Consider the following 13,422-nt stretch of genomic DNA (forward strand, 5'->3'; position numbering starts at 1 on the left):
CGAAAAACATTATGCTATTCCAAATCAGTAGATATGCTTAAATACTCAATTCGCTTGTTACTTCACTATTTCAAGTATAGAGAAATACCCGTCCTTAACTGATTCATCCCGCATTTATGCAACGCCTTAATTCGGTTTACTTAACTCTTGAGGTGAATAACTGCTCAACTATCGCAAGTTCGTCATGTTTTCGCTCTAGTCTGTATCAGTATCGCTCTATTAATGCTACATTACTACCAGGTTTTCTACTGTCCTGACTTGTAACAGCCCCAAGTACAAAGTTTTATCAAGATAGGTTAGACGGAGCGAATTGTTGCTTAAACCTTGCCTTTGATAGATGCCATATAAAACTGAAAAGGGCATAACCTAAGTTATATAAATTTGATTACAGCGCTCAGGGTTACTTCTACAAGCAAACATTTTCATGAGAATTCTGTTGGTTGAAGACGATGATTTGCTTGCTCAAGCTGTAGCAAGATATCTTACCAAACAAAATTATGTGGTTGATATTGCTGCTGATGGTGAAGCCGGTTGGGAATTGGTTAATGTCTGTAACTATGACCTGATTTTGTTAGATATTGTTCTGCCAAAGCTAGATGGCATAAGTCTTTGCCGGCAATTACGGCAGTCAGGTTATCAAATGCTAATTCTTCTTTTAACGGCAAAAGAGACTAAAACTGATAAAGTTATCGGTTTAGATGCCGGAGCAGATGATTATGTAGTCAAACCATTTGATTTTCAAGAGTTATCAGCTCGTATTCGTGCTTTATTACGTCGGGGAAATACTTCTTTACCTCCAGTTTTGGAATGGGGAGCCTTGCGTCTTGATCCTAGTACTTGTGAAGTGACTTATGCAGACATTTCTCTAAATTTAACAGCAAAAGAATTTAGCCTTTTAGACCTTTTTTTACGCAACAACCAGCGCATCTTTAGCCGGAGTGCCATTGTAGATCAACTTTGGAATGCTGAAAAAGATCCACCTGAAGAAAATACGATTAAATCTCATATCAAAAGTTTACGGCAAAAGCTAAAAGCAGCAGGTGCTAACTATGATTTTATAGAAACTGTCTATGGAATGGGTTATCGTTTAAAAGCTCTATATCATGAGCAAAGTTGCCCGAAACCTAAGCCGGAAATAGATTTAAAGCAGCAGCAAATTCTACTAACAGCCATTGCTCAAGAGCGGGAAAATTTCAAAGCTAAGGTTGGTTCGCGCATTGCAGTATTGAAACTAGCAGCTGATGCTTTAAGAAAAGGTACACTTGACGCTCAAGTGCGGCAAAAAGCAGAGCAAGAAGCTCACAAGCTAGCTGGTTCCTTGGGTAGCTTTGGCTTTCCAAAAGGCTCGCTATTAGCTAATGAGATTGAAGATTTACTTCAAAATCAAAAATCTATTAGCCAAGCTAAATGTTTTTATTTAGATAAGCTCTTGATGGAGTTGCAACGAGAGCTAGAAAAAACTCCAGTTGAACAAACCCAAAATCTACTATTAATAATTAGTAATGATCAACAAGTGGTTGAGGAATTGATAAAGGAGGCTGAGAATCAGGAACTACAAGTTAAGATTGCTACTAATATCGCCGCCGCCAGAAGTATAATCCCATCTTTAAACCCCGATGTGGTGCTACTTGATCTTGATAGTGTGGTGAAAGATAGCTTGAAATTAATAACAGAATTATCCCAGCGAACACCACAAATACCTGTGTTAATTTTTACAGAGCGAAATAATTTTAGCGATCGCCTAGAGGTTGCACGATCTGGCGGTCGTGCTTTTTTGCAAAAATCCATGCCTCCTAGCCAAATTTTGGAGTCAGTGAGTCAAATATTACAACAAACTCGTATTAACGAATCCAGAGTAATGGTTGTAGACGATGACCCACAGACATTAACTGTTATACAACAATCCTTAGAACCATTGGGACTTACTCTAAAAACTCTTGAAGACCCAGAAGGCTTCTGGGATACTCTGACAGAATTTTCTCCAGATTTACTAATTTTAGATGTGGAAATGCCTCATATTAATGGCATTGAACTTTGTCAGGTAGTACGTAACGATCCGTACTGGAAATTCGTGCCAGTAATGTTTCTGGTTGATAATTTATCAGCAGATATTGTTGAGCAAATATTTGCGATCGGTGCTGATGATTGTGTGGGCAAGCCTATCGTATATTCAAAACTAATCACCCATATTTTGAACCGTCTGGAGCGAAGTCAACTAATTAAGAATGCCTACAGCTGCTAAATAAGTTTTTGTATTTAATTTCTCTACTCTAGATTATCAGCTTAAAAGAATTGTTGAGTCACTAAAGGAATAAAACTATGAGCCAGTTAACCTCAAGTGAGATAAATATAGCCATAATGACCCTTGGTGGGCTAGTGCTAGGACTAGGGCTGTTGTCTGGCTGGCTCAAAGAGCGGTTGTTTCTTTCAGACCCTCTCATAGCTTTGGTAGTTGGGGTGTTATTGAGTCCATCTGTGTTTGGCTTAATTGATCTCGCTCACTGGGGTAAGCCAGAGATGATTTTAGAGCAGGGGGCAAGATTAGCGATCGCTATCCAAGTGATGGGAGTGGGGTTACGGCTACCAAAGGCTTACCCATTCAAACATTGGCGCATCCTGTCCGTGTTGCTAGGATTGTTGATGCCCTTGATGTGGTTGATTAGTGGACTGCTGGTATATCTGCTGTTAGGTCTATCCTTTTGGGTAGCCATGCTGGTTGGGGCTGTGATTGCTCCTACCGATCCGGTCGTTTCTACTTCCGTTGTTACAGGAAAAGTTGCCGATGGGTTTATATCTACCCTGGCAGCAATGGTTCGAGTTAGGTTGGAAGGGTCTGCTGTTGGCGGTAGCGATTTTGTTGCTACGCCGACTACCAGCAGTACTGTTACTGTGTCCCCTTCTTGGTCGTCTGCGAGGGATGCAGGATGCCCTGTTTTTAGGTTGGTTCGGCCCTATTGGTGTAGCGGCGCTCTTCTATGCTTTCCTTTCACTGCGTCAGGCGGGTGTGGAAGAACCCTGGATTATAGGTAGTTTAGTTATTTGTGCTTCAATCCTCGTCCACGGTTGCACTGCTGTACCCTTGGCTAAACTCTACGCAAAGCATAAGAGGTAATCTTTGATACTGAATCAAAATTTAAACCCTAATAAATTCCAGTAAGATAACAAGGGAATAAAAATCAATCCAGCTAGAGTAATCAAAGAGTAATGTAATCGCTTAATAAAAAACCAGCTATTATTTACCCAAGCTAATCCAGTAAACAAAGTTAGTACAAGTGCTAGAACGGTAGTTATCAATGGTAGGCAAAGTAATGCCACTACAATGCCAGGTACACCATACACAAGTTTCCATACATCTATAAGCCACAACGACAAAGGCAAGCCAATCAAAAACAATAAATTAAGAGTACCAACAATACCAGCTATTACCCAAGACCTGCTAAACTTCTGCTCAACTATAAAAGGTTTCCCTCTTAAGCGACGTACTAGAGGGCGTATCAACCCAACAATAAAGGCTGACAGAAAAACAATTGCACAAAAGCCAATAATTCCTAACTGTACCCAAATAGTTTCATACCACGATATCCGTTCATAAGCTCCAATCTTAGGCCATAGTGGATTAAAAGCAAATGCAATATTCCCACTGCTGTCTTCCCCAAACGCAGTAAACGCATCATCCTCAACTCGCTTAAATAACAGTGGTTCCACAGGAACTAACGTATACTTTGGAATATTTCCCAAAAAGAACAAATCAGGGGTACTAATCGTTAAAGTCCCATTTTCGCCTTTTTTGATATTAATATGTTTAAACGGTGCAGTTACCTTAGCAAAGGTGTCGCGGGGATACTCCAAATCTCGGTAAGTACCAGTCAAGCGATTAAGTTGCTCCTCGGTAAGAGCAAAAGGTTTAATAGGTGTGGATTTATTGGTAACAGGAAAATAGCGGTCTAGAAACTGAGTTAGGAATTTGCCAGCCACCCCACTAAAGCTATTAGTGGCAATAAAAATGCCAATATTTTGCTCAGGCATTAAAGTAAGAGAGCTAGAATAACCCAGTAAACTTCCCAAATGTCCAATCATCCGAATATTGTTTTCTAAACGTTCACGAAAACCATAACCAGTACCCGGCAATTTAGGATGATGGGTGAAGTGCTGTTCGTGCATTAGTCGCACAGTATCTTCTTCCAAAATGCGGGAATTTTCGTAGCGACCGTATTGTAGATGGGCAATCATAAAATTAGCCATATCTGTAGCTGTTGTACTCATAGACGCAGCTGGAGCGATATTTAAATATAGATATGGAACAGCTTTGAACTTACCATTTTGATACTGATAACCCACAGCCAAATCATCAGCTAAAGGCGGCGGGGGTGGCTGGAGAAAGGTACTGCGGCCCATCTCTAATGGCTGCAAAATATTTTTATCAATGTATTCAATAAAGGGGATACCGGAAACTTTTTCTACCAAATATCCTAATAAAGCTGTACTATGACTGGAGTAGCTGTAGAGTTTACCGGGCTGCCAGACAACGGGTGGCATATACTCAGCCAAGTAATCTCCCAATGGCTTTATTTCTGCTGCGGTACGAGCTGCAAGACCGATTCGGCGTTTAGTAGTACCTAGGTATCTGACTCAAGGTTTACAAGATTGGTTAAATCGGTTAATAAATAACTTTTTTAGCTTGGTCAGTAGCTCCCTTTCTATTATTTTAGGTTTGCTGCTTTTTGTAGCTCTTACCATCATGTTATTAGCCAATCCCTCGCCCTATCGGCAGGGATTTATAATGCTATTTCCTGCCTTTTATCGTCGGCGAGTTGATGACATTCTAAATAAGTGTGCAGTCTCGTTGACTGGCTGGATAAAAGGCACGCTCCTAACTATGCTGGTCATTGCTACATTGAGCTATGTTGGACTGTTGATTTTGGGAATACCATTGCCATTAGTTAATGCTATTTTGGCAGGATTATTAGAATTTATCCCAAATGTTGGACCAACCTTGAGTGTGATTCCGCCTGCACTGCTAGCATTAAATGAAGAACCTTGGAAAATCGCCGCTGTTATAGCTTTGTACTTTGGAATTCAGCAGGTTGAAAGCCTAGTTATAGTGCCTTTAGTGATGAAAAGCCAAGCATCTCTACTACCAGCAGTTACTTTGGTAGCAGTGGTGTTTTTTGGCAGCTTTTTCGGATTTTTGGGTGTATTTCTCGCTGTTCCATTAGTAATTGTGTTTCAAACATGGATAAAAGAAGTTTTAGTCGAGGATGTACTCAACAACTGGCAAGAAAATAAAAAAGATAATCAAGAACAAGAAGTATTAGCTGTGGTAAATGGCAAGTCTGAATCATCTGTTGAAAAAATTTGAAAAGTCAGGTAGGTATTACCTACCTGACAAACTTATGACTGGATATTATTTGGGGATGGCAGTGGTTCAGGTTGTACTGTGAATTGTAAGTTTTGTGCATTGCGTAGGACTTGGATTTGTAAGTTATTTAAGCCATTCTTTTCGAGAATCTGCTGAACTCCTTCAGATGTGGTAACGGGTTGATTGTTGATTGTTTGAATAACATCTCCTGGGCGCAATCCGATTCTGGCAGCAGGAGAATTAGGAATAACGCGAACAATCAGAATTCCTTGGTCTGCTAAAATGCGAACGTTACTGTTTGGATAATTGTTGATTCTTTGCTTCACTTGGGGTGTTAGTGTCAGCATCTGAAGACCTAAGTAAGGATATTCAACTTTGCCTTGAGTAATTAATTGCTGGGCAATTCGTTGAGCTGTATCTATAGGAATAGCAAAGCCGATACCTTCAGCACCTTGAATAATTGCAGTGTTAACGCCTATGACTTGACCGCGAGCATTTAAGAGTGGCCCGCCTGAATTTCCGGGGTTAATTGCTGCGTCGGTTTGAATATAACTACTAGGTCTGGTGGAAAGATTTAAGGAGCGATTGATCGCACTAATAACACCTACTGTTACCGTTTGTTGTAAACCTAAAGGATTACCGATCGCAATCGCCCATTGTCCTGGTTTTGCAGAATCAGGATTTGCTATTTCTACTGCTGGTAAGTTATTACCAGGAATTTGCACAACTGCGACATCACTTACAGAGTCTTTCCCCAGCACTTTGCCTTCAACAGTAAGACCGTCAGAAAATGATACCGTTACTGTATCCGCATCGTTGACAACGTGAGCATTGGTGAGAATTCGCCCATTGGGGTCGATAACAAAACCAGAGCCTAGACCTCGCACTACTCGTTCTTGAGGCTGTGTTGGTACAGTTTCACCAAAAAAGCGCCGAAAAAATGGGTCATTTAATGTATCTGGCAATTGTGGCACTTGGGTTCTGATAGTTCGGGAAGTATTAATTTGAACTACAGCTGGTTCTACTTTTTCGACAACTTCAACCACAAAATTGTTGTCCTCAGCAGTTGGTGTTAGAGGGCGCGAACTTTGATTCTGTGTCTCCTTAACTGTCGGAGAAGGAAGAATTGAAGGACGAACTTTTCCAGAAAAATCTGTTGAACAGCTACTCAAAAATCCTGTCGTTATTCCGATAAAAGGTAGCAGCAGATGAGTTGTTAGTTTCCGAGTCAAAAAATTATTTTTTGATGTCTTCATACTTATTTCAAGTATTAAATATTATGTAGTTTAAATGTATGTCTCAGTTTGCGAATGATTTGCCTCTGCATTACGACTTGTCCAATCTCGCAGCGCCCAAAGACTAATTAAAGCTGCTAATCCAGCGCCGAGAGTGTCCATAACTAAATCAATAATGGTGTCATCCAAGCTTTCAATTACTTTAGTGCTGAGAATTTTACCAGCAGACCATTCCGTGACTTCCCACAAAGCACCAATAGCAATCCCAAAACTAGTAATTGTCACTAAATACAAAAGTGTATGATTCCGAAATATATTCAACATTGAACCATAGACTAAAAAACTAAGTGCTAGGGTAATTGCATAAGTCGTATAAGCATGAACAATTTCGTCATAGGGGCCTGGCATACCAAATAAATCCCATACCCAACCAGTAGCATTAAGCAATGCAGCCAATACAAACAAAAAATCAAATAAAGTGGGTAATTTATCATCTCGGATGACAAACACAAAGGATACAACAAGAAATAATGCAAGACCCAAGGCATTTGACCATTTACCTTGAACTGCTGCGGCTATGACAAAAATTGTTAGTAGAGCCTGTCCTATCCATGCGATAATTCGATAACCTTTCCAATTCAGACTTTTCATAATTATTACCTCAAAAATATTAATTTAAAACGCCATTTTTCTGGTTAATCCCAATCCTTATTAGTGTCATCATTATTGAAATTTTTAATAACCTGGTAATACCTCTCTTCTACATCTTTGCGGTCTTGTTGTTGTGATAGTCCTTCACGGCTATCTTGTAAAATCATGTCAGCATGATGGCGCAGGCTTGCTTGATATTTAGAATTATTGGTGTAAGTAGCAATTACAGCTATAGCTTCTAACAAACGAATAGTTACTCCTGCATCCGACTTTCCATACTGCCGAATTTGGTTAAAAGCACGATCAACCAATCCTTGAAAATCTACTCCTTTGGCAATGAAGCGCAATTTGTTATTTTTATCGTAGCGGTAGGGCGAAGGGAAATCTCTTTGAACTAAGTGGCACAGCCCTGCGCTAATTCGGTCAATACAGCGAATTGCAGTAAATGGATCATTTATTCCAGGGGAAATGGCACGCAGAGCAATTTCTACTAATTGATCAATTGGAAACTCTACATCCTGTTGCTCTGTACGTTCTTTGTCCAAAATAAAAGCATCATTGATTTGTTTGGTAAGTTTTTTATTTACATTTTTTCCAGGAAAAACCAATGCTAAATCGCTACCTTGAATTAGAAATTTCCCCGGTCTAACCTTAAGGCGTACTAGCAAATTATGTTTACAAGCAATTTTCATCAATTCTTCGTCATCAATTGCTTGTAAATAACCAGTACCATTCGCTCGAATTGGTAAAGCTTCCTCCTCAAAAGATATTGGAATTTCTTCAACTCCAAGGCTATCTTCTGGTTCACCACGCCCAATTTTTTGAGGGAATAGCCGCTCAATTGCTGAATGTAAATCCTCACTAACATTTTCGATTACGTGAGATGCCTGAATTATTGTTGAAGCATGATGGATAAAATAAATCAAAACACTAATGCTAATAATTGCCAGGAAAGTGCCGACTGTAACTGAAAGTTGTGGCACATACTGTTCGTATCCATCTCCTTCTCCATGAATTGTCCGCAGTACAAGCAAGCAGTAGATGAACGTACCAAGAAATGTGCCTAGTACAACTTGATTACCTGTATCCTGCATAAAATTACGCAGAAGTCGCGGCCCGAAATTAGAAGCAGCCAACTGAAGTGCCACAATTGTAATTGAAAAGGCTGTAGCAGCAACGCTAATCATCGAACCTGCAACCGATCCTAAGAGCGATCGCGCTCCATCTGCTCCACCAGTGTAAACCCACCAATAATCAATTTCTACCTTACCTGTACGGTCAAGATTAAGCATTATGAAAGCTAAAGCAGTAGCTACTACTGCCATAACTGCCGGTATGAACCAGTAACTTGAGTGGAGCTGATCCCACAGTTTGCTGATCTTGACATTTCTCATTGTTCGTTGGTTTGAGAATCTACTTTACCGTTGTTATCTTGCGAGGAGCGTGCTTGAGCAAGTAAAAGAAGTGAATCGCTGATGCGGCGAGGCTTCGGTACTTCACCTTTACCTATTTCTGCATTCATGAAGTTTCCTCACTAATTAATTTTTGCTAACGTCAACGCTCAGAATTTTGATGCAATAATTCTTGAATTTCCCTTCGCAATGCTGCGATTTCTGTGTGAAGCATTTGAATCGATTTCGCTCCAGCTAACTCTGCTTCGTCATCATCGGCATCACGACCAATAAAAAATGTTGCTAGAGTCGCAGTAACGTAGCCAAACACGGCAAATGCATATAACGCTAAGAAAAAACAAAGCACCCGACCTTCAGGTGTTTTGGGCGAATAGTCAGAACCCATCGTTGTCATTAGCATTGCTGTCCACCAAAAAGCAGTGCTGTAGCTGTGCAGCCCTGATTCCACAGGAACTTCGTTTTCAAATGTATACATCCCTGCTGCTCCTACTACAGTAACGATCATTGTTAACGCCACAACATAACCAAACCCTCGACGGCTAATACTTGCTGCTAAAACCCGCATCCCTCGGTTAGCACGAGTCATAACTCGCAACAGTTGTAGCCCTCGCACAGCCCGTGCTGTTCTTAATATCCGTACCACCCGTATAATCCGAAAAGTACGCAGCGCTGGTAACACTAAAGAAATAGCTGTTAGCCAGTTGCTTTTGATATAGGAAGGTTTATGAGGAGCGATCGCTAGTTTAAGTAGAAAATCTAATATAAAAATAATCCAAATAGTGATGCTAAAGGCTTCCAGTAAAGGATTTAGCCCCCAGATGATCTCGATGATGAATAGTGCTAGCCATACAAAGCCCAGCACCAGCATTGGAATTTCTAGCCAATCTTCCAACTGTTGCAAGACTTCATTACGTTCTTTTTCTAGGGCTTGTTTTTCTGAAAGCTTTGAACTACTCATAGTATTAATTCGTAATTCGTAATTCGTAATTCGTAATTTAATGTCGAATTTTAGAGAATTGGTTTTATTGTTTACTAGCAGGTGTTTCTAGCACTTTGACATCAACTAAAGATGTCACATTAAAGTCCTGTTTCAGTAATTGAGTTTGAATTGATTGGGTGAGGCGATCGCGAATTTCTTCACTAGACGCTGTAATTCCCGGTTGACGCTGCACATAAACAACAGATAGCAGGGTATCTTGACCTTCAATATTGGATCGGGTAAAGCGCACATTCGACTCGACTAATTTTGCTAAACCAACTTGTTCCACAGTTTTCTGAACTTGGGCGTTAGCACGTTGGGCAAGGCTAGAGCGTTGTAAATTGGGAGAATGAGAAAACTGCCAAGTCAGCAAAAGAGCCAATGCGATGACAGTTATCATTAAGGCAATACCGAATACCCGTTTTTTACCACGCTGATAGCGAGTTCCTTGAGCAGACAGCCCGAATATTCGGAACAAGAGGGATGCTGAAAAATTAATGCCGCATAGTTGCAAAAACAGTAAGAATAGCTCCGAAATTACCATGTCCCATCTGCCAATTGCACTTGCCATACCCACAATTCCCGCAGGTGGAGCTAAGGAAGCGGCAACTAACATCCCCGTTGCTGCCCCAGATACTAAACTACTCCGTTCTGACTGCACCAAGTTGAGCGCCCCTGCGGCTCCGGCTGCCAATGGCAAAATCACTGCTACTGCTGAAACCTGGCTACTTTCTACCATTAAACTGGTGGGAATTTCTTGCCGTAATATCAGGCTAAGTAGCCAAGTAGTGGCAATTGTGACTGCTAAAGCGGCAAAATATCGGAAAATACTCCGCCCCAGGAGTTTGCGATCGCTACTGCATGGGGCGATCGCTGTATTCATTGCTGGGCCTGCAAACGGTGCTATCAGCATTGCCGCCACCAGCAAGTAAGCTGTATTAGTATACAAGCCAATCCAGACTACAAAGCCTGCCAGTGCTGCATAAGCAAGAAAACCTCGCCAAGAGCCAACACTTTGCAAACCAGAAAGAAAAATCTCAATCGGACTGCGTTCTTCCACATCTACAACTTGTTGTGGCGCTTCCGATGCAGGGGGTTGCAGAGTCATCACACCAGTTGGTATTAGCGTAATTTGTACTTTGGGCAAGTCTTGCAACTTCTCCAGAACTTTGCCAACTTCTCGATTAGAAAGGTGAATAATCACTACATCAATCGGTTCTTCTGCATTTCCTTCAAATCGAGCCAGATTTATGCCGTTATGAGATTTGGCAATATCGATGACAGCTTTTCCATTTCCCCGTGGTACTTGGATAATGAGTTGACGCATTTTACCCTCCTGCCGCTAACCATCTTGCTTTTTCAGACAACAACTCTACTACCCATAGAAAGATTTTTTGAAAAATGTATCTCATACTCAATTAACACTTGATTTTTGTTCATAAAATTGATACATAGTAAAATAATTGCTACTTAAGGTAGCAAAAAAGTTATATAAGGAAAATTTCATTAATTTATCGTTTGAGACTTAGATTAAATCTAAATAGTGGAAAAGCCGTGGAGAACTCCGCTATATTTTTCTTCTCAAAAGCAAGCTTTAGATTTTATCGAAATAGAATTCAGTCCTTCTGGAGCCAGAATGGGCTAAACCTTAGCTATCCGCTAACAGAATGAATTTTGAACGAAAGAGTGGATGAATCCAGGGGTTTAAGACCCCACTAAATCTGCATATTTAGTGGTCTTCTCTACGAGACGCAAGCGCGAACAATCACTGGCAGGTCTGAATCCCCCACTGATAGCGCAGCGTAAAGCCTGCGGCATGGCTACGCTTAGAGCGAGTCCGCGTACTCTTACAGAGAAGCAAGCTACGCTTTTAGCGTCTCGTAGAGAGCGTCTTCATTCTGACTCCTGAATTCTGACTTCTGAATTCTTCTTCAATACTTAGATTTAAAATTTTTCTATTAACATAAGCCGTTACTAAAACATTGACGTTTTTAATATTTTCATTGTTGCGTTATCTATACCTAAAGTAATAAGCATAGTCAGTCTTTTGTAGTATTTCAAGCTGTGGGATAAATTTCTCCACTAAATCTCCACTATTTGTTAATAACTATTGAAGTATTAGAAAGAATGAATAATTGAAAAAATAAGGGGCATGGATCATGACACAGTTAACTAAGTTAGTGTCAGCAGGTGTATCTTTACTAACTTTAAATTTAACAGTACTTGCAGTTGGAGCATTAGAAACATCTGCTCAATCTTCCCTTATAACTACCTTTAGTGATGTTCAACCTAATTACTGGGCACAGCCATTTATTCGAGGTTTGGCTACAAGAAATATTGTAACTGGATATCCTGATGGTACATTTCGACCAGAACAGCCAGTAGACCGAGATGAGTTTGCAGCAATTATTCGTAATTGTTTGAAGGTTTATATTAGCTTGCGATCGTTAATCTTCCCACTAAATCTAGGTTTCATCATTTAGCCCCAAATTTTATTTCCCCAGAGTGACAAAAGCGTCCGAGGAAAGCGATTGCCTGCGGCACGCTTCGCAATCGCATTCCCAATGGATGTAAAGAAACATTTCTGTTTCTTAGAAGAGGGATAAGGAAGAAGATCGAAGGCGGGGGCCACTGACAGGCTTTCAAATGTATTTGTCCAAGCTATTTGATCCAGATGAGCTATTGATTATGGTCGCAAGTTTATCTTGTCGATTTCAGCAGACTTAATTCTTGAATTCATTTATGTTAATTGTGCTTTGAATCATAATTTGAGGTGTGATTCGTTCGGGAGCATCTCACCTTTGCAAATATAGGTGTAACTGAGGGAAGATAGTTACACTATTTGACGTGAGTAGCAAGTGCAACTACTAGACCCGTCCTAAAACTTGCAAGCCAATATTTACAAGGCTTTGAGACCAATCCTTGCAAATTCTCTTTAAACGTAACAATTAGGGTTTGATATCGTTACTGATAGTTTAGAGTCGAAAAATGAAGTTATGCATTCAAGGCGATCGCTAATTTTTATTAATTTTAATTAGCTCCTTAAAACTAAAGTACCAATTCGTAGTCTAACTAAACCACAAACTGTTAAAATTATTTCTTTATAGACATTCGATTTCAGCTTAAATTTTTGTGAAGTTATTTGGAAAATTCTCATAAGCCTGATTAAATGTTCTATAAATATCCGTTTGCTTGACAGAATTTTATTTTCAGCTATTTGTTGCTCGTTTAATTGCTGGTTTCTTTTTTTCTTATGAGGAGTCGTAATATTTTTACCTCCTTGATATCCTTTATCTCCCTCAAATTCTTGTTCGGCATCAAATTTTTTCTGTTGTCCTCTAAATAAATTGATGTCTGATGTTGGACCAGGAAATCCTACTTCTACATCAATAATATCTTTGCCATCGGGCAGACCTACTAATTGACTTTTTAAAGTATGCTGTTTTTTCTTTCCTGAATAAAACTTTTTTTGCTTTTCGTTGTCAGATGGTCTATTGATAGGCTGTTATAGGCTATCTACTAAGAGTTTAAAATTCGTCAATATTTCTTGTACAATCATTAAATCTCCTTCTTTATCCTCAAGTTGTTCTAGTAAACTGGATGGCAGGATATCTCGGAGTATTTTTCTCCAATAATGAAAAGTAATATGAGCTTCACTTTTAGAGGATGTTTTAAAAGCCCCAGAAGGTATAATTTTGCTGTTCTCACTTGGGTTAACTTCGACGATAAATCAAGGTTTTAGCCATGTACTGAGATACTTGACTGTACTAACTAGGAGAACAAAAG

The 13,422-nt window shown here is 39.9% G+C and carries 10 protein-coding genes and 4 pseudogenes; 6 read left to right on the top strand and 8 right to left on the bottom strand.

What is annotated here, in order from left to right; all coding sequences use genetic code 11:
• The 4 genes and pseudogenes from LC586_RS36720 to LC586_RS36735 form a co-directional block, all read left to right on the top strand.
• Nucleotides 1-102 (top strand): annotated as a pseudogene (locus LC586_RS36720) (IS1 family transposase); the annotation flags it as partial.
• Nucleotides 103-424: 322 nt separating this feature from the next.
• Nucleotides 425-2,242, top strand: coding sequence for a response regulator (locus LC586_RS36725; RefSeq protein WP_229490520.1), 1,818 nt, complete (start codon nucleotides 425-427; stop codon nucleotides 2,240-2,242).
• A 116-nt stretch (nucleotides 2,243-2,358) separates the two neighbouring features.
• Nucleotides 2,359-2,715 (top strand): annotated as a pseudogene (locus tag LC586_RS36730) (cation:proton antiporter domain-containing protein); the annotation flags it as partial.
• A gap of 67 nt (nucleotides 2,716-2,782) precedes the next feature.
• Complete coding sequence (locus LC586_RS36735; RefSeq protein ID WP_229490522.1) at nucleotides 2,783-3,112, top strand: cation:proton antiporter domain-containing protein; 330 nt, start codon at nucleotides 2,783-2,785, stop codon at nucleotides 3,110-3,112.
• 14 nt (nucleotides 3,113-3,126) lie between these two features.
• Here LC586_RS36735 and LC586_RS36740 read toward each other — a convergent pair whose 3' ends face one another.
• Nucleotides 3,127-4,536: a serine hydrolase domain-containing protein gene (locus LC586_RS36740; RefSeq protein ID WP_229490524.1), complete on the bottom strand. Its 1,410-nt coding sequence runs from the start codon at nucleotides 4,534-4,536 to the stop codon at nucleotides 3,127-3,129.
• A gap of 82 nt (nucleotides 4,537-4,618) precedes the next feature.
• Here LC586_RS36740 and LC586_RS36745 point away from each other — a divergent pair.
• Nucleotides 4,619-5,359 (top strand): annotated as a pseudogene (locus LC586_RS36745) (AI-2E family transporter); the annotation flags it as partial.
• Between the two features lie 32 nt (nucleotides 5,360-5,391).
• Here the strand turns inward: LC586_RS36745 and LC586_RS36750 are convergent.
• The 6 genes from LC586_RS36750 to LC586_RS36770 form a co-directional block, all read right to left on the bottom strand.
• Entirely contained in the window at nucleotides 5,392-6,615 is a 1,224-nt protein-coding gene (locus LC586_RS36750; protein WP_438822959.1) for an HhoA/HhoB/HtrA family serine endopeptidase, read from the bottom strand.
• Nucleotides 6,616-6,645: 30 nt separating this feature from the next.
• Nucleotides 6,646-7,245, bottom strand: a complete 600-nt coding sequence (locus LC586_RS36755; protein ID WP_229490528.1) for a DUF2238 domain-containing protein — start codon at nucleotides 7,243-7,245, stop codon at nucleotides 6,646-6,648.
• Nucleotides 7,246-7,289: 44 nt separating this feature from the next.
• Entirely contained in the window at nucleotides 7,290-8,639 is a 1,350-nt protein-coding gene (locus LC586_RS36760; protein ID WP_229490530.1) for a DUF2254 domain-containing protein, read from the bottom strand.
• The gene (locus LC586_RS40975) at nucleotides 8,636-8,767 is read right to left on the bottom strand and encodes a hypothetical protein (protein ID WP_267921792.1); all 132 of its coding nucleotides are present in this window, start codon (nucleotides 8,765-8,767) and stop codon (nucleotides 8,636-8,638) included. Before LC586_RS40975 ends, LC586_RS36760 begins: the two co-directional genes overlap by 4 nt.
• 32 nt (nucleotides 8,768-8,799) lie before the next feature.
• Nucleotides 8,800-9,615, bottom strand: a complete 816-nt coding sequence (locus LC586_RS36765) for an ion transporter (RefSeq protein WP_229490532.1) — start codon at nucleotides 9,613-9,615, stop codon at nucleotides 8,800-8,802.
• A gap of 64 nt (nucleotides 9,616-9,679) precedes the next feature.
• Nucleotides 9,680-10,963 (bottom strand): DUF389 domain-containing protein, encoded by a 1,284-nt coding sequence (locus tag LC586_RS36770; RefSeq protein WP_229490533.1) that lies wholly within the window; start codon nucleotides 10,961-10,963, stop codon nucleotides 9,680-9,682.
• A gap of 832 nt (nucleotides 10,964-11,795) precedes the next feature.
• On the opposite strand from LC586_RS36770, the pseudogene LC586_RS36775 reads away from it, so the two are divergent.
• Nucleotides 11,796-12,050 (top strand): annotated as a pseudogene (locus LC586_RS36775) (S-layer homology domain-containing protein); the annotation flags it as partial.
• Between the two features lie 620 nt (nucleotides 12,051-12,670).
• Here LC586_RS36775 and LC586_RS36780 read toward each other — a convergent pair.
• Entirely contained in the window at nucleotides 12,671-13,135 is a 465-nt protein-coding gene (locus LC586_RS36780; RefSeq protein ID WP_438822960.1) for an HARBI1 family protein, read from the bottom strand.
• Nucleotides 13,136-13,422: the final 287 nt, after the last annotated feature.

Origin of the sequence: Nostoc favosum CHAB5714 (assembly GCF_020829495.1) — a bacterium.
Classification (GTDB): domain Bacteria; phylum Cyanobacteriota; class Cyanobacteriia; order Cyanobacteriales; family Nostocaceae; genus Nostoc; species Nostoc favosum.